This is a genomic window from Streptomyces sp. CG 926 (assembly GCF_003148825.1).
In the GTDB taxonomy this organism is placed as follows: domain Bacteria; phylum Actinomycetota; class Actinomycetes; order Streptomycetales; family Streptomycetaceae; genus Streptomyces.
The window spans coordinates 252,602-266,771 of the sequence record NZ_QGGZ01000003.1 but is presented as its reverse complement, the minus strand read 5'-3'; the positions used below and the strand labels follow the sequence as shown (position 1 = coordinate 266,771).

Genomic DNA, 14,170 nt, shown 5'->3' with positions numbered 1-14,170 from the left:
GCGAGATGGCCTCGGCCTACCGATCGGGCTGGCAGTTCATCGATCTCGCCACGGCCATCCCCCACCCGGGCGACTCGTTGATGGTCACCCTGTTCGGCCAACCGATCGTCGTCGTGCGCGAGGAGGACGAGGACGTACGTGCCTACCGGTGCCTGCGCCGCCCGCGGGGCGCGCCGCAGCCCGTCCGCTGCGAGGTGCGCTACGGAATGGTCTTCGTCAATCTCGATCAGCGTGATCACCAGCTCTTCGAACCCGATATCACCACCGCCACCCCCCGCAGTGCCTGACGCGATTCCCCCGTCGTTCCAGATCGCTCAGGCGCTACCCCCACACAACGGCGCCATCGTGGACCTGACCACGATGGCGCCGTTGTGATGCCCTCGTCCAGTGTCTTATCCGGACAAGATGAAAAATCAACGGCTTACGCGCGCCCCATGGCCCGGTCCAGGGTGATCTCCATGACGACCCGGTCGGGATTGGGCGACGGCGTGCGCCCGTAGCGCTCCGCGTAGCGCGCCACCGCGTCGGCGACCGACGCCTCGTCCGTGCGGATCACCGCGAGGCCCTCCAGCGTGGCCCAGCGGCGCCCTTCCATCTGGCAGACCGCGACCCGCGCGCCCTGCGGTCGCGTCTCCTGCGCCGCCAGGATGTTGCGCACCTTCTTGCTGTGCCGGTTGCTGATCACCCGGGCCAGGCCGGCCTCCGGGTCGTACGTCACGCCCACCGGCACCACGTGGGGCGTGCCGTCGGGGCGCGGGGTGGTCAGGGTGCAGACGTGCCGCTCCCGCCAGAAGGCGAGGTACTCGGGCGTCGGGTTGAGTACGTCATGAGACATGGCCCGAAGGGTACGGCCCAACGGTGTCCTCAGTTGCCTTGAGTGGAATAGACTCAACTTTGCATACGCTGACTCTGTCAGTGTTGTTGTCAGAGCTTGTTGGGGGCTCGTGCGAGCTTGCCAGCTACCCCTCGGGGAGAGGAGAGGACACCGTGGACGCCGAGCTGACGAACAAGAGCCGGGACGCGCTGAACGCGGCCACCAGCAGGGCCGTCAAGGACGGCCACGCGGATCTGACCCCCGCGCACCTCCTGCTGGCCCTGCTCGCCGGCGAGGACAACGAGAACGTCATCGACCTGCTGGTCGCCACCGACGCCGACCAGGCCGCCGTACGCGCCGGGGCGGAGCGGCTGCTCGCCGCCCTGCCCAGCGTCACCGGCTCCACGGTCGCGCCCCCGCAGCCCACCCGCGAGCTGCTCGCCGTACTCGCCGAGGCGGACGCGGAGGCGGGCAAGCTCGGCGACGACTACCTCTCCACCGAACACCTCCTCATCGCCGTCGCCGCCAAGGGCGGCGCGGCCGGCGAGGTCCTTTCCACCCAGGGCGCGACGGCGAAGAAGCTGCTCGACGCCTTCGAGAACGCACGAGGAGGACGGCGGGTGACCACCCCCGATCCCGAGGGTCAGTACAAGGCCCTGGAGAAGTTCGGCACCGACTTCACGGCAGCCGCGCGTGAGGGCAAGCTCGACCCGGTCATCGGCCGTGACCAGGAGATCCGGCGCGTCGTGCAGGTGCTCTCGCGCCGTACGAAGAACAACCCCGTGCTCATCGGCGAGCCCGGCGTCGGCAAGACCGCCGTCGTCGAGGGCCTGGCCCAGCGCATCGTCAAGGGCGACGTCCCCGAGTCCCTGAAGAACAAGCGCCTGGTCTCCCTGGACCTCGGCGCCATGGTCGCCGGCGCCAAGTACCGCGGCGAGTTCGAGGAGCGGCTGAAGACCGTACTCGCGGAGATCAAGTCCAGCGACGGCCAGATCATCACCTTCATCGACGAGCTGCACACCGTCGTCGGCGCGGGCGCCGGCGGCGACTCCGCCATGGACGCGGGCAACATGCTCAAGCCCATGCTGGCCCGTGGCGAGCTGCGGATGGTCGGCGCGACCACCCTCGACGAGTACCGCGAGCGGATCGAGAAGGACCCGGCGCTGGAGCGGCGCTTCCAGCAGGTGCTGGTCGCCGAGCCGTCCGTCGAGGACACGATCGCGATCCTGCGCGGGCTCAAGGGCCGCTACGAGGCCCACCACAAGGTCGTCATCAACGACAGCGCGCTGGTGGCCGCCGCGACCCTCTCCGACCGGTACATCACCTCCCGCTTCCTCCCCGACAAGGCCATCGACCTCGTCGACGAGGCCGCGTCCCGGCTGCGCATGGAGATCGACTCCTCCCCGCTGGAGATCGACGAGCTCCAGCGTTCCGTGGACCGGCTGCGGATGGAGGAGCTGGCCCTGAAGAACGAGTCCGACCCGGCCTCCATCGAGCGCCTGGAGAAGATCCGCAAGGACCTCGCGGACCGGGAGGAGGAGCTGCGCGGACTGACCGCCCGCTGGGAGAAGGAGAAGCAGTCCCTCAACCGGGTCGGCGAACTCAAGGAGCGCCTGGACGACCTGCGCGGTCAGGCCGAGCGCGCCCAGCGCGACGGCGACTTCGACACCGCGTCCAAGCTGCTCTACGGGGAGATCCCGACCCTGGAGCGCGAGCTGGCGGAGGCCACCGAGGAGGAGGCGGAGGCGTCCAAGACCGGGCACTCCAAGACCGGACACTCCAAAGGCGCGATGGTCAAGGACGAGGTCGGCCCCGACGACATCGCCGACGTGGTGGGAGCCTGGACCGGCATCCCGGCCGGCCGGCTGCTGGAGGGCGAGACCCAGAAGCTGCTGCGCATGGAGGACGAGCTGGGCCGCCGGCTGATCGGCCAGGGCGAGGCCGTCCGGGCCGTCTCGGACGCCGTGCGCCGCACCCGGGCCGGCATCGCCGACCCGGACCGCCCGACCGGCTCCTTCCTCTTCCTCGGCCCGACCGGCGTGGGCAAGACGGAGCTGGCCAAGGCGCTCGCCGACTTCCTCTTCGACGACGAGCGGGCCATGGTCCGCATCGACATGTCGGAGTACGGCGAGAAGCACAGCGTGGCCCGCCTCGTCGGCGCCCCGCCCGGCTACGTCGGCTACGAGGAGGGCGGCCAGCTCACCGAGGCTGTGCGCCGCCGCCCGTACAGCGTGGTGCTGCTGGACGAGGTGGAGAAGGCCCACCCCGAGGTCTTCGACGTCCTGCTCCAGGTCCTGGACGACGGCCGGCTCACGGACGGCCAGGGCCGGACCGTGGACTTCCGCAACGCCATCCTGATCCTGACCTCGAACCTGGGCAGCCAGTTCCTGGTGGATCCGCTGACCCCGCCGGAGCAGAAGAAGCAGCAGGTCCTGGACGTGGTGCGGGCCTCCTTCAAGCCGGAGTTCCTCAACCGCCTGGACGACCTGGTGGTCTTCTCCGCGCTGACCCAGGACGAGCTCGCGCACATCGCGGAGCTCCAGATCGGCCGCCTGGCCCGGCGCCTGGCCGACCGCCGGCTGACCCTGGACGTCACGCCCGAGGCCCTGGCCTGGCTGGCCGACAAGGGCAACGACCCGGCGTACGGAGCCCGGCCGCTGCGCCGCCTGATCCAGACGGCGATCGGCGACCGCCTGGCGAAGGAGATCCTCTCCGGCGAGGTCCGGGACGGCGACACCGTACGGGTCGACGTGGCGGGCGAGGACCTGCTGGTCGGCAAGGCGCTCTGAGCCTCAGGAGGCGTCGAAGCGGACCTTCACGGTCGTCCCGACCTCGGGAGTGATCCGCAACCGCAGCCCGGCCGCCCGGCCGGGCTGCGGCACGTCGTGGGTGAGGGCGAAGCAGCCCTCGCTCTCCGGGTCGTAGTTCTGCGGATGCGGCCCCGGGCAGGCGACCTGCTCCGGTGCCTTCGGGAAGGACGCGACCCAGGCCTCGACATCGACGTGCTCCATGCGGAAGGTGCCCAGGACGCTCGTGCGGCCGTCCGCCGCGGCGGTCCGGTCGCACCGTCCGTCCCGCGAGAGCGCCGGTGGGGCCATCCGGGCGAACGCCAGGACCTCCGCGCAGTCGGCCGTCCCCCGAGGGCCGTCGGTCCCGCCCGGATCCTCCGCGGCCGGCCACAGCGCGGCGGCGCCCACGGCGACCGCGAGGGCCACGACCACGCCCAGGACCGGCTTCGACGCACCGCGCGTGACCATGCACTCCCCTTACCCGGTTCTTACTCGTTCCGCCCGGAGCGGATCGTACGTGCGGGGCTGGACACAGGGTGGGCGCGATGGGGGAGGATGCAGGTATCCGCACGAAGGGAAAACACGGTGAGCATCGACCCGGCCTCGATTCCGAACTTCGGAGGGCAGCAGCCCGATCCGCAGGCCACAGGACCGGCGGGCCCCGTCGTCCCCGACCAGGATCTGGTCAAGCAGCTGCTGGAGCAGATGGAGCTCAAGTACGTCGTCGACGACGAGGGTGACCTCGCGGCGCCGTGGGAGGAGTTCCGCACGTACTTCATGTTCCGCGGCGAGGACGAGCAGCAGGTCTTCTCGGTGCGGACCTTCTACGACCGTCCGCACAAGATCGACGAGAAGCCGCAGCTTCTCGAGTCGATCGACGACTGGAACCGCCGCACCCTGTGGCCGAAGGTCTACAGCCACACGCACGACGACGGCTCGGTCCGTCTGATCGGTGAGGCGCAGATGCTGATCGGCACCGGCGTCAACCTGGAGCACTTCGTGTCCTCCACGGTCAGCTGGGTCCGCGCCTCCATCGAGTTCGACAAGTGGCTCGTCGAGCAGCTCGGCCTGGAGCAGGACATCGACTCCACCGACGGCGACGACGACAGCAACGGCGACGCCAACAGCTAGCCGTTACAGCGGTACACGGGCGATGAGCAGCAGATACAGCCCGTAGCCGTAACCGAGCCCGGCCAGCACCGAGGTCACCATGACCGCGGTGCGCGGCCGGGCTTTCGCCATGACGGCGGCCATCGGCAGGAGCAGCGGGAAGGCCGGCAGCAGGAAGCGCGGCTTGGACTCGAAGAAGCCGGCCCCGCCGAAGCCGATGACCATCAGGACCGCGGTGTACACGAGCAGGGACAGCGGGATGCGGTCCAGCACCAGCAGCACCGCCAGCAGCCCGGCCGCGGCCAGCAGGACCACGGTCACGGTGGTGGCGAGCGGCACGTGCCCACCGGTCAGCACCCGCTCGGCGGAGCGCAGCGCCCCGGCGCCGAAATCGAAGCGGGAGCCCCAGTCGCGCTGCACGGCGAAGTAGCCGCCGAAGGGGTCGCCCACCCGCACGCCGACGGCCAGGACGTACGCCGTCCAGCCCGCCGGCGCCACCAGCCCGGCCAGCCACACCTCGGGTGCCCGGGATCTTCGTACGACGACGGTGTGCAGGGCCACGACCGAGACGGCGGCCGCGACTGCCAGCCCGGTGGGGCGGGTCAGCCCGGCCAGTACCGCGAGACCGGCGGCCCACAGCCAGCGCTCGCGCAGCAGGGCGTACAGCGCCCAGGCGGCGAAGGCGGCCAGCAGGGCCTCGGTGTAGGCCAGGGTGAGCACCACCGCGTGCGGCAGCGCCGCCCACAGACCCACGAGCAGCAGCCCGGCGCGCGGGCCGATCACCCGCTCCCCGACCCGGTAGATCCCGAGGGCGGCCACGGCGGCGGAGACCCAGGCGACGAGGAGCGCGGCGGGGACCGCCCCGCCGGGCAGTATCGGGGAGACGAGCCGTATCAGGGTGGGGTAGAGCGGGAAGAAGGCGTGGTCGCTCTGCACGGGCCCGGTCCCGGTGGTGGCCCCGGGCCACATCAGGGTCCGCCCGTAGCCGTGGGCGGCGATCCGCAGGTACCAGTCCGAGTCCCAGGACCTGCCGAGCACCTTCAGCGGATCCCGCCCGGCCCACCAGGCCCCGAGGCCGAGCACCAGCACCCCGCCCCCGCGCACGGCGGCGAACACCCCCAGCGCGATCACCGTGGTCGGCGCGGCCGAGCGCACGGCCCGGACCGCGCGCATCTCCAGCGGCGACACGGACACGCCGGCTCTGCCCGTTGCCATCGATCCCCGACTTCCAGCTCGCGGTGGGTCCGCTCACCCGGCGGTGAGGGCTTGGGGCACGTGCACGACGCACAGCTTCACACCGCCCCCACAACCCCGCAAGGACGCGGGATGTCCGCGGGTGGAACGGTCCGGGGGAACGAGATCACCGGGCCCGTGGTCAGAGCCGGCGCAGCCGCTCCGCGGCCTCGCGCAGGACGTCCTCGCGCTTGCAGAAGGCCCAGCGGACCTGGGTGGCGCCGGCGGCCTTGTCGTCGTAGAAGACCTGGTTCGGGATGGCGACCACGCCGCAGCGTTCCGGGAGGGCGCGGCAGAAGGCGAGGCCGTCCTTCTCGCCGAGGGGGGTGATGTCGGTGGTGATGAAGTACGTGCCCTGCGGGCGGAAGACCTCGAAGCCGGCCGCCGCGAGGCCGTCGGCGAGGATGTCGCGCTTGGCGGCCAGGTCGGCGCGGAGGGTGTCGTAGTAGCTGTCGGGCAGGGCGAGGGCCTCGGCGATCGCGTACTGGAAGGGGCCGGAGGAGACGTAGGTGAGGAACTGCTTCACCGAGCGGACCGCCGCGATCAGCTCCGGGGACGCGGTGATCCAGCCGACCTTCCAGCCCGTGAACGAGTAGGTCTTCCCGGCCGAGGAGATGGTGACCGTGCGCTCGCGCATGCCCGGGAGACCCGCCAGGGGCGTGTGGGCGCCCTCGAAGACCAGGTGTTCGTACACCTCGTCCGTGACCACCAGCAGGTCGCGCTCGACCGCCAGCTCGGCGATCGCCGTCAGCTCGGCCGGGGTCAGGACGGTGCCGGTCGGGTTGTGCGGGGTGTTCAGGAGCAGCAGGCGGGTGCGCGGGGTGACGGCGGCGCGCAGTTCGTCCAGGTCGAGGGCGAAGGCCCCGGCGTGCGGACGCAGGGTGACGGGTACGCGTACCGCGCCGGCCATGGCGATGCAGGCCGCGTACGAGTCGTAGTACGGCTCCAGGGCGATGACCTCGTCGCCCGGCTCCAGGAGGGCGAGGAGGGCGGCGGCGATGGCCTCCGTGGCGCCCGCCGTGACGAGGACCTCCGTGTCGGGGTCGTGAGCGAGACCGTAGAAGCGCTGCTGGTGCGCGGCGATCGCGGTGCGCAGCTCCGGGACGCCCGGCCCCGGCGGGTACTGGTTGCCGAGTCCCGTGAGGACGGCGCGGGAGGCCGCCTCAGCGATCTGCGCAGGGCCGTCGGTGTCGGGGAAGCCCTGGCCGAGGTTGATCGAACCGGTGCGCGTGGCCAGCGCCGACATCTCCGCGAAGATCGTCGTGCCGAAGGCCGCCAGACGGCGGTTCAGGAAGGGGCGGTCGCTGCTCACGGGGGTGCTCATGGTCGTCATCCTGAGGGCAACCTCTGGACTTCCTCAAGTGTGCTTTGGGCCGTGCGGCCCGGGGGCATTTCCCCTTCACGCGGGACGCGGGGATCCCGCTCCCCCGGGAAGACCGGGGTGGGAGAGAGGTGGCGGACATGGGGTTCGTCTTCGTCTTTGTCGTGATCCTGCTGTTCATCGCGGCGTACTTCCTTACCAAGCTGGTCCGGTCGTCCACGAGGCGCAGCTCGTCCCGTGGCCGAGGCCGCGGCGGCAGCGGCAGCACCGGCCACGGCGGCTGGTGGGCGGGTGACGGCGGCGGCGACTCGGGGGGCGGCTGCGGCTCGTCCTCCTCGTGCGGGGGATCGTCCTCCTCGTGCGGAGGCGGCGGCTGCGGCGGCGGGTCCAGCTGACACCGGGCGCAGGGTGTCGGGCGCCGGGCGCCGGGCGTTGTGCACCGTGCACCGAGCACCGCAAAGGCACGCGCCCGGCACCCTCGCGGTACCGCGTGGACGAGGGCGTTCGACGGTCCGATCGCCGTCCTGCGCCCTCTCGTTCGCCGATGCATGACGACGCGCGGGACGCAACCTGTTGAACACGTGAACTGCCGAGCCCCCGGGGGGATGTAAACCCCGTCAAGTTGGGTAAAAACGCTGTGAGTGCCGTGCCTTTCATGATTCCCTCGGTTGAGTAGACCAGTCCTCGGACCTCCCGGGACTCCCTGTGGACCCGTGCCGGTTTCCCCCCACCCGTGCTTGCTACCGCTGGCGGGCCCCGGCCCATCTCCCTCGCGCGTTTGCGGAGCCGACTCATGCTCACGACCCTCCAGACCTCATACACCGACACGCGTGCCGCCGATCTCGCCTGGGCCCTGGGTCGGGACCGGCTGCCCGCCCTGGCCGTACTGAACCTCGAACTTTCGGGGGCGAAGGTGGAGTTGCGCCTGCTCGGGGCGTCCCACCAGGTGCTTCTGGAGGAGGGGGAGGTGCTCTGCTCGGAGACCGTCGCCTGTATGCCCGGCAGCAGCACACCGCTGCCGCTCGGCGTGGCCAAGCGGGTGGGCGACTGGGAGTACGAGTTCGCCGCGCGGGTCGAGACCCTTTCCCGCGGCTCCTTCGCCGGGCGGGCCCAGGAGTTGCTCGCACTGGTGGCGGATCACCCGAACGGACTAGCGGGGACCTTCCCCGGAAGTCCGCACGCCTTCACCGCCATGCTCGCGCAGCGCTTCGAGGGTCAGGTGCGCTGGCGGACCTGGCACGCGTACCCGCAGGAGGGCCAGCTGGTGGCCACCCGGACACGGGTGGGCGTACGGATCGGGGCGCCCGCACCGGCGGCCCTGGAATCGCCCGCCCTGCTGTAGCGGGCGCCGGGGCGCGATCGTCGTGCCACGGTTACGCCAACTGGCGGGTTCAGTACGTCACTTGCACCCATGTGGGTGACCGGATGTGGGTGGGTGGTGACGTACGGTTCGCTTCATGATCGACCGTTCCGTCCCGCGCCGGGTACTCCCGGCCCCGGAGCCGCGGGGCGCCGCGACCGTCCCGGCCGCCCTGCCCGTACGGCCCCGGACCGGCCGACTCCTCGTCCTGGCCACCGTGTTCATCTGCGCCGCCTGCGGGCTCGTGTACGAGCTGGAGCTGCTCGCCCTCGGCACCTACCTCATCGGCGACTCCGTCACCCAGGCGTCGGTCGTGCTGTCCGTCATGGTCTTCGCCATGGGTGTCGGCTCCCTGCTCGCCAAGCGCTTCCGCCACCGGCCCGCCTTCGGCTTCGGCGCCATCGAGGCCGGGCTCGCCCTGCTCGGCGGGCTGTCGGCCGTAGCGCTGTACGCGAGCTTCGCCTGGCTGGGGGAGTCCCGCCCCGCGCTCGTCGCCTTCTCCTTCGCCATCGGGGTGCTCATCGGCGCCGAGATCCCGCTGCTGATGGTCCTCATCCAGCGCATCCGCAGACAGGACGCGGGCGGGGCCGTCGCCGACCTGTTCGCCGCCGATTACGTGGGCGCCCTGGTCGGCGGCCTCGCCTTCCCCTTCCTGCTGCTCCCGATGCTCGGCCAGCTCACCGGTGCCATGGTCACCGGCACCGTCAACGTGATCGTCGGCGGCGGGTTGGTCCTGTGGCTGTTCCGCCGCGACCTGAGCAGACGCTGCCGCTGGCTGCTGATCGGCGCGAACGTGACCGTCCTGGCCGTGCTCGCCTCCGCGACCGTCCTCGCCGACGACTTCGAGCGCAACGCCCGCCGCGCCGTCTACGGCGCGGAGGTCCGGGTCGCCGTTCAGACCGGGGTGCAGGAACTGGTGCTCACCGGCCCGGGCACCGGATCCCCGCGCTCCCTCGACCTCTACCTGGACGGGCGGCTGCGGGTCAGCGGCTACGACGAGTACCGCTACCACGAGGCCCTGGTCCACCCCGCGATGACCGGCCCGCACGCCCGCGTCCTGGTCCTGGGCGGCGGTGACGGGCTCGCCGCGCGCGAGGTGCTCCGCTACCGGGACGTCTCATCCGTCACCGTCGTCGAACTCGACCCCGGCGTGGTCCGCCTCGCCCGCACCGATCCGATGCTCTCCGCCCTCAACGCCGGGGTGTACGAGGACCCGCGGCTGGCCGTCGTCACGCAGGACGCCTTCCGTTGGCTGCGGGGACCGGCCTTCGGCGACCGCTTCGACGTCATCGTCTCCGACCTCCCCGACCCGGGCATCACCCCCAGCACGAAGCTGTACTCGCAGGAGTTCTACGGGCTGGCCGCGCGGGCCCTGCGTCCCGGGGGCCGCATCGCCGTGCACGCCGGACCGCTTGCCACGCGCCCGCGTGCGTACTGGACCGTCGACTCCACCCTGCGCGCCGCCGGCCTGCGCACCGCCCCCTACAGCGCGGGCGGCCGCCTCGCGGGCTTCGCCGCCGGACCCGACCGCACCCCCCACGGCGTGACCGACGTACCACCGCAGGACTGGGGCTTCGTCCTGGCCGCCCGGGACCAGCAGCCGCCCCTGCGCGTGGACCGCGACACGCCCGCGCTGCGCTCGCTCTCGACCCGCTCCCTCCAGGACGCCGCACGCGACGCGGAACGCACCCGGGTGCCCGGACTCCCTCCGTCGACCTTGCCGCACCCGCGCTATTCGTGACCTGGTGCGGGTCTCGTCGGTAGGCTCGACCACATGGAGCATCAGGTGTTCGTCCCGGTACCGGCAGACGATCTCCGCGCCGTGCTGCGCGACCCCGCCCGGGTGGCCCGGTGCGTGCCGGGACTCCAGCAGGACGCCGACACCGACGCCGGGCCGGTCTCGGGCCGGCTCAAGGTCCGGGTCGGCGGGAGCACCGTGACCTACCGGGGCGCCCTGACCGTCACCGAGCGGGACCCCGGGCACTTCACCTTCGACGGCGAGGGCACGGAGGTCCGCGGCAGCGGAACCGTGACGTTCTCCCTCGACCTGCGCCTGACCCCGATCCCGGACGGGACCCGGCTGGACTTCACCGCCGCGGCCACCGCCGACGGGCGCGCCGCGGCCTTCCCGCCCGAGGCCGCGGCCACCGCCGTGGTGCGCCTGCTGGACCGCGCCGCCGGACAGCTGACCCTCGCCGCCGCTCCCGAGGCCGCTCCCGACGCCGTGAGCGACCCGGTGGCCGAGGCCGAGGCCGAGGAAGCGGAGGGCGGCGAGGGCGGAGCGGACGGGCAGGGGCCCGGGTACGTCGAGGACGACGTCACCGAGGTCACCGCCTCCCTCTTCGAGACGGACGTACCGCCGCCGTCCCTGGACCCCTTCCTCGCCGGTCGGTTCGAGGGTTCCGACGGAGCGCCGCGGCCCCCGGCCGAGGCCGCCCACGCCCGCCGCACCATGATCGGCCGCAGTGCGGAGGAGGTGGACCACGCGCCGCCGCGCGGCCGGTACGCCCCGGTCCCCGCGCCCACCTCGGCCGGGGCCGGAGACAGCCTGCGGTGGATCGCCCCGGCCGCCGCCTTCGCGCTGGCCTCGGCAGTCGTCATCGGCCGTGCCCTGCGCCGTCGTCGCTGATCCGCGGGCCGACCGCATTAGGGTCGACCGCATGAGTACGCAACTGAGCGCCGGCGGCGCCGAGGTGACGGTCGACCAGGAGAACGGCTGCCGGATCAGCAGCCTGCGCATCGACGGAACGGAACTACTGCGCCAGGGGCCGAGGTTCGGGGCCTTCCCGATGGTCCCGTGGTGCGGCCGGGTCGCGAACGGACGGTTCCACGACGGCGCGACCGTCCATCAGATGCCGCTCAACCACCCGCCGCACGCTCTCCACGGCTTCGGTCGTGACGCGCCCTGGCGCCCGGCCGGGGCCACCGCCACCGAAGCCGCCTTCGCCTACGACCTCGCCGACCCGTGGCCGTACCCCGGACGGGTGACCCAGGTCGTCACCCTCGCCGAGGACTCGCTGACCCTCGCCATGGGCGTCGAGACGTACGGGGACTCCTTCCCGGCCCAGGTCGGCTGGCACCCGTGGTTCCTGCGCAACCTCGGGGCCGGCGGCCCGGACGCGGAGGTCTCCTTCGAACCCGGATGGCAGGAGGAGCGCGGCGAGGACCACATCCCCACCGGCAGGCGCATCGACCCGAAGCCCCGCCCCTGGGACGACTGCTTCGGCATGCCGAACGGCGTGGACGTCACCCTCACCTGGCCGGGCGCCCTCGAACTGCGGGTCACCAGCCGGGCCGAATGGGTGGTCATCTACGACGAGGAGCCCGAGGCCGTCTGCGTGGAGCCGCAGTCGGGTCCGCCGAACGGGCTGAATTCCCTTCCGCGCCTGGTCACCCCGGTCGATCCGCTGGAGGTCTCCACGACCTGGACCTGGCGTCGCCTCGGCTAGGCCGCTCGCGAGGGCACCTCTAAGCTCAGAAGCATGAGTGACGTACGCGATGCGCTTCTGCAGCAGATCAAGGACAAGGCCGTCGTGCACGGCAAGGTGACCCTCTCCTCCGGCCGCGAGGCCGACTACTACATCGACCTCCGCCGGATCACCCTCGACGGCGAGGCGGCCCCGCTGGTCGGCCAGGTCATGCTCGACCTCACCGCCGAGCTCGAATTCGACTGCGTCGGCGGTCTGACCCTGGGCGCCGACCCGGTCGCCACCTCGATGCTGCACGCCTCCGCGGCGCGCGGTGAGCGCCTGGACGCCTTCGTCGTCCGCAAGGCGCAGAAGGCCCACGGCATGCAGCGCCGTATCGAGGGCACCGACGTGAAGGGCAAGCGCTGCCTGGTGGTCGAGGACACCTCGACCACCGGCGGGTCCCCGCTGACCGCCGTCGAGGCGGTCCGCGAGGCCGGTGGCGAGGTCGTCGCCGTCGCCACGATCGTCGACCGCGGTGCGGCCGACGCGATCGCCGAGGCCGGCCTGCCGTACCTGACCGGCTACCTCCTCGAGGACCTCGGCCTGTCCTAGGCTCCGCCGGATCGTGCGGGCCCCGGCCGCCGCGCCGCGGACCGGGTCGGTCTCGCTCCCGCCCGCGTCGGCCCGGTCCGGCCACCGCGAGAACTGGTGAAGAAAGACCTCGGCCGTCTCTCGGACCGGCCTGACCTGCCCTTTCCCGGACGCCCGGGGTGTTTCACGTGAAACATCCCGGGCCGTTCGCCCACCACGTGAGACCGGCAGTCTGGACCCCTGCGCCGAGTCTGGAAAGATAGGCGCGACGATGACGTCGCCCCCAGGTCAGGGCCCGCAATAAGCACACTCCCCGCACATCCAAGGAGCCGGCAGATGCCCATCGCAACCCCCGAGGTCTACAACGAGATGCTCGACCGGGCGAAGGCAGGCAAGTTCGCCTACCCGGCCATCAATGTGACCTCATCCCAGACCCTGCACGCTGCCCTGCGCGGCTTCGCGGAGGCCGAGAGCGACGGCATCATCCAGATCTCCACCGGTGGTGCGGAGTTCCTGGGTGGCCAGCACAACAAGGACATGGTCACCGGCGCGGTCGCCCTGGCCGAGTTCGCGCACATCGTGGCCGCCAAGTACGACATCACGGTCGCCCTGCACACGGACCACTGCCCGAAGGACAAGCTGGACGGCTACGTACGTCCGCTGCTCGACATCTCCGCCGAGCGCGTGTCCCGCGGTCTGAACCCGCTCTTCCAGTCGCACATGTGGGACGGCTCCGCCGAGACCCTGGCCGACAACCTGGCCATCGGCCAGGAGCTGCTCGCCAAGGCCGTCGCCGCCAAGATCATCCTTGAGGTCGAGATCACCCCGACCGGCGGCGAGGAGGACGGTGTCACCCACGAGATCAACGACGAGCTGTACACCACCGTCGACGACGCGATCCGCACCGCCGAGGCCCTCGGCCTGGGCGAGAAGGGCCGCTACCTGCTGGCCGCCTCCTTCGGCAACGTCCACGGCGTCTACAAGCCGGGCAACGTCGTCCTGCGCCCCGAGCTCCTCAAGGACCTCCAGGCCGGTGTCGCCGAGAAGTACGGCAAGGCCTCCCCGTTCGACTTCGTCTTCCACGGCGGCTCGGGCTCCACGGCCGAGGAGATCGCCACCGCGCTGGAGAACGGCGTCGTGAAGATGAACCTCGACACCGACACCCAGTACGCCTTCACCCGCCCGGTCGTGGACCACATGTTCAGCAACTACGCCGGTGTGCTGAAGGTCGACGGCGAGGTCGGTACGAAGTCCAAGTACGACCCCCGCACCTGGGGCAAGGCCGCCGAGGCGGGCATGGCCGCGCGCGTCGCCGAGGCGTGCGCGAACCTGCGCTCCACCGGCACCAAGCTGAAGTAGTCGGCAGCAGCGAGTCGAACCGAAGGGCCCGGCCCCCGTCCCACGACGGAGGCCGGGCCCTTCGGCGTCCCCCGGCAGGGGTGCGGCGGTGGACGGTGACCGCACGATGGTGTGAACTGCCCCCGGAGGTACGTGTCGGGGGCATGTACGGACCGATCGGTCGGGGGCGGGGGAAGGGCATGT

14 protein-coding genes are annotated in these 14,170 nt (G+C 71.7%); 10 read left to right on the top strand and 4 right to left on the bottom strand.

The genetic code is table 11. From position 1 onward, the window contains the following. Positions 1-5 precede the first annotated feature (5 nt). Positions 6-287 (top strand): (2Fe-2S)-binding protein, encoded by a 282-nt coding sequence (locus tag BCL76_RS09740; protein ID WP_051762453.1) that lies wholly within the window; start codon positions 6-8, stop codon positions 285-287. 134 nt (positions 288-421) lie between these two features. Here BCL76_RS09740 and BCL76_RS09735 read toward each other — a convergent pair whose 3' ends face one another. Beyond that, on the bottom strand, positions 422-835 hold the full coding sequence (locus BCL76_RS09735; protein ID WP_109779089.1) for a pyridoxamine 5'-phosphate oxidase family protein: 414 nt from the start codon (positions 833-835) through the stop codon (positions 422-424). A gap of 152 nt (positions 836-987) precedes the next feature. Here BCL76_RS09735 and clpB point away from each other — a divergent pair, with 152 nt between their 5' ends. Then, a complete protein-coding gene (gene clpB / locus BCL76_RS09730) occupies positions 988-3,603 on the top strand; it encodes an ATP-dependent chaperone ClpB (RefSeq protein WP_109779088.1) in 2,616 nt (871 codons plus the stop codon). Positions 3,604-3,606: 3 nt separating this feature from the next. Here the strand turns inward: clpB and BCL76_RS09725 are convergent, their stop codons facing one another. Next, positions 3,607-4,071 (bottom strand): hypothetical protein, encoded by a 465-nt coding sequence (locus BCL76_RS09725; RefSeq protein ID WP_109779087.1) that lies wholly within the window; start codon positions 4,069-4,071, stop codon positions 3,607-3,609. A 117-nt stretch (positions 4,072-4,188) separates the two neighbouring features. Between BCL76_RS09725 and BCL76_RS09720 the strand changes: the two genes are divergently transcribed. Beyond that, positions 4,189-4,734, top strand: a complete 546-nt coding sequence (locus BCL76_RS09720) for a YbjN domain-containing protein (protein ID WP_109779086.1) — start codon at positions 4,189-4,191, stop codon at positions 4,732-4,734. A gap of 3 nt (positions 4,735-4,737) precedes the next feature. Here BCL76_RS09720 and BCL76_RS09715 read toward each other — a convergent pair whose 3' ends face one another. Next, positions 4,738-5,928: a glycosyltransferase family 39 protein gene (locus tag BCL76_RS09715; protein ID WP_181382495.1), complete on the bottom strand. Its 1,191-nt coding sequence runs from the start codon at positions 5,926-5,928 to the stop codon at positions 4,738-4,740. 160 nt (positions 5,929-6,088) lie between these two features. Continuing rightward, complete coding sequence (locus BCL76_RS09710; RefSeq protein ID WP_375137900.1) at positions 6,089-7,279, bottom strand: pyridoxal phosphate-dependent aminotransferase; 1,191 nt, start codon at positions 7,277-7,279, stop codon at positions 6,089-6,091. A 128-nt stretch (positions 7,280-7,407) separates the two neighbouring features. Here BCL76_RS09710 and BCL76_RS09705 point away from each other — a divergent pair, with 128 nt between their 5' ends. The 7 genes from BCL76_RS09705 (at position 7,408) to fbaA (ending at position 13,987) form a co-directional block, all read left to right on the top strand. Beyond that, positions 7,408-7,662, top strand: coding sequence for a hypothetical protein (locus BCL76_RS09705; protein WP_109779444.1), 255 nt, complete (start codon positions 7,408-7,410; stop codon positions 7,660-7,662). Between the two features lie 398 nt (positions 7,663-8,060). Further along, positions 8,061-8,609 (top strand): DUF2617 family protein, encoded by a 549-nt coding sequence (locus tag BCL76_RS09700; RefSeq protein WP_109779085.1) that lies wholly within the window; start codon positions 8,061-8,063, stop codon positions 8,607-8,609. Between the two features lie 115 nt (positions 8,610-8,724). After that, the gene (locus BCL76_RS09695) at positions 8,725-10,368 is read left to right on the top strand and encodes a polyamine aminopropyltransferase (RefSeq protein ID WP_109779084.1); all 1,644 of its coding nucleotides are present in this window, start codon (positions 8,725-8,727) and stop codon (positions 10,366-10,368) included. Between the two features lie 33 nt (positions 10,369-10,401). Next, on the top strand, positions 10,402-11,256 hold the full coding sequence (locus BCL76_RS09690) for an SRPBCC family protein (RefSeq protein WP_109779083.1): 855 nt from the start codon (positions 10,402-10,404) through the stop codon (positions 11,254-11,256). A gap of 31 nt (positions 11,257-11,287) precedes the next feature. Next, positions 11,288-12,076 carry an aldose epimerase family protein gene (locus BCL76_RS09685; protein ID WP_109779082.1) on the top strand — a complete coding sequence of 263 codons (789 nt, stop codon included), beginning with the start codon at positions 11,288-11,290 and terminating at the stop codon, positions 12,074-12,076. 33 nt (positions 12,077-12,109) lie between these two features. Then, entirely contained in the window at positions 12,110-12,649 is a 540-nt protein-coding gene (gene pyrE / locus BCL76_RS09680) for an orotate phosphoribosyltransferase (protein WP_030755741.1), read from the top strand. Positions 12,650-12,964: 315 nt separating this feature from the next. After that, complete coding sequence (fbaA, locus tag BCL76_RS09675; RefSeq protein ID WP_109779081.1) at positions 12,965-13,987, top strand: class II fructose-bisphosphate aldolase; 1,023 nt, start codon at positions 12,965-12,967, stop codon at positions 13,985-13,987. The last annotated feature ends 183 nt before the right edge of the window (positions 13,988-14,170 follow it).

Bases quoted from the DNA above. Each gene is read 5' to 3' on its own strand.
- BCL76_RS09700 (WP_109779085.1), top strand. From the start codon at position 8,061: ATGCTCACGACCCTCCAGACCTCATACACCGACACGCGTGCCGCCGAT.
- BCL76_RS09710 (WP_375137900.1), bottom strand. From the start codon at position 7,279: ATGACGACCATGAGCACCCCCGTGAGCAGCGACCGCCCCTTCCTGAAC.
- BCL76_RS09725 (WP_109779087.1), bottom strand. From the start codon at position 4,071: ATGGTCACGCGCGGTGCGTCGAAGCCGGTCCTGGGCGTGGTCGTGGCC.
- fbaA (WP_109779081.1), top strand. From the start codon at position 12,965: ATGCCCATCGCAACCCCCGAGGTCTACAACGAGATGCTCGACCGGGCG.
- BCL76_RS09715 (WP_181382495.1), bottom strand. From the start codon at position 5,928: ATGGCAACGGGCAGAGCCGGCGTGTCCGTGTCGCCGCTGGAGATGCGC.
- BCL76_RS09685 (WP_109779082.1), top strand. From the start codon at position 11,288: ATGAGTACGCAACTGAGCGCCGGCGGCGCCGAGGTGACGGTCGACCAG.
- BCL76_RS09690 (WP_109779083.1), top strand. From the start codon at position 10,402: ATGGAGCATCAGGTGTTCGTCCCGGTACCGGCAGACGATCTCCGCGCC.
- pyrE (WP_030755741.1), top strand. From the start codon at position 12,110: ATGAGTGACGTACGCGATGCGCTTCTGCAGCAGATCAAGGACAAGGCC.
- BCL76_RS09735 (WP_109779089.1), bottom strand. From the start codon at position 835: ATGTCTCATGACGTACTCAACCCGACGCCCGAGTACCTCGCCTTCTGG.
- BCL76_RS09705 (WP_109779444.1), top strand. From the start codon at position 7,408: ATGGGGTTCGTCTTCGTCTTTGTCGTGATCCTGCTGTTCATCGCGGCG.
- BCL76_RS09695 (WP_109779084.1), top strand. From the start codon at position 8,725: ATGATCGACCGTTCCGTCCCGCGCCGGGTACTCCCGGCCCCGGAGCCG.
- BCL76_RS09740 (WP_051762453.1), top strand. From the start codon at position 6: ATGGCCTCGGCCTACCGATCGGGCTGGCAGTTCATCGATCTCGCCACG.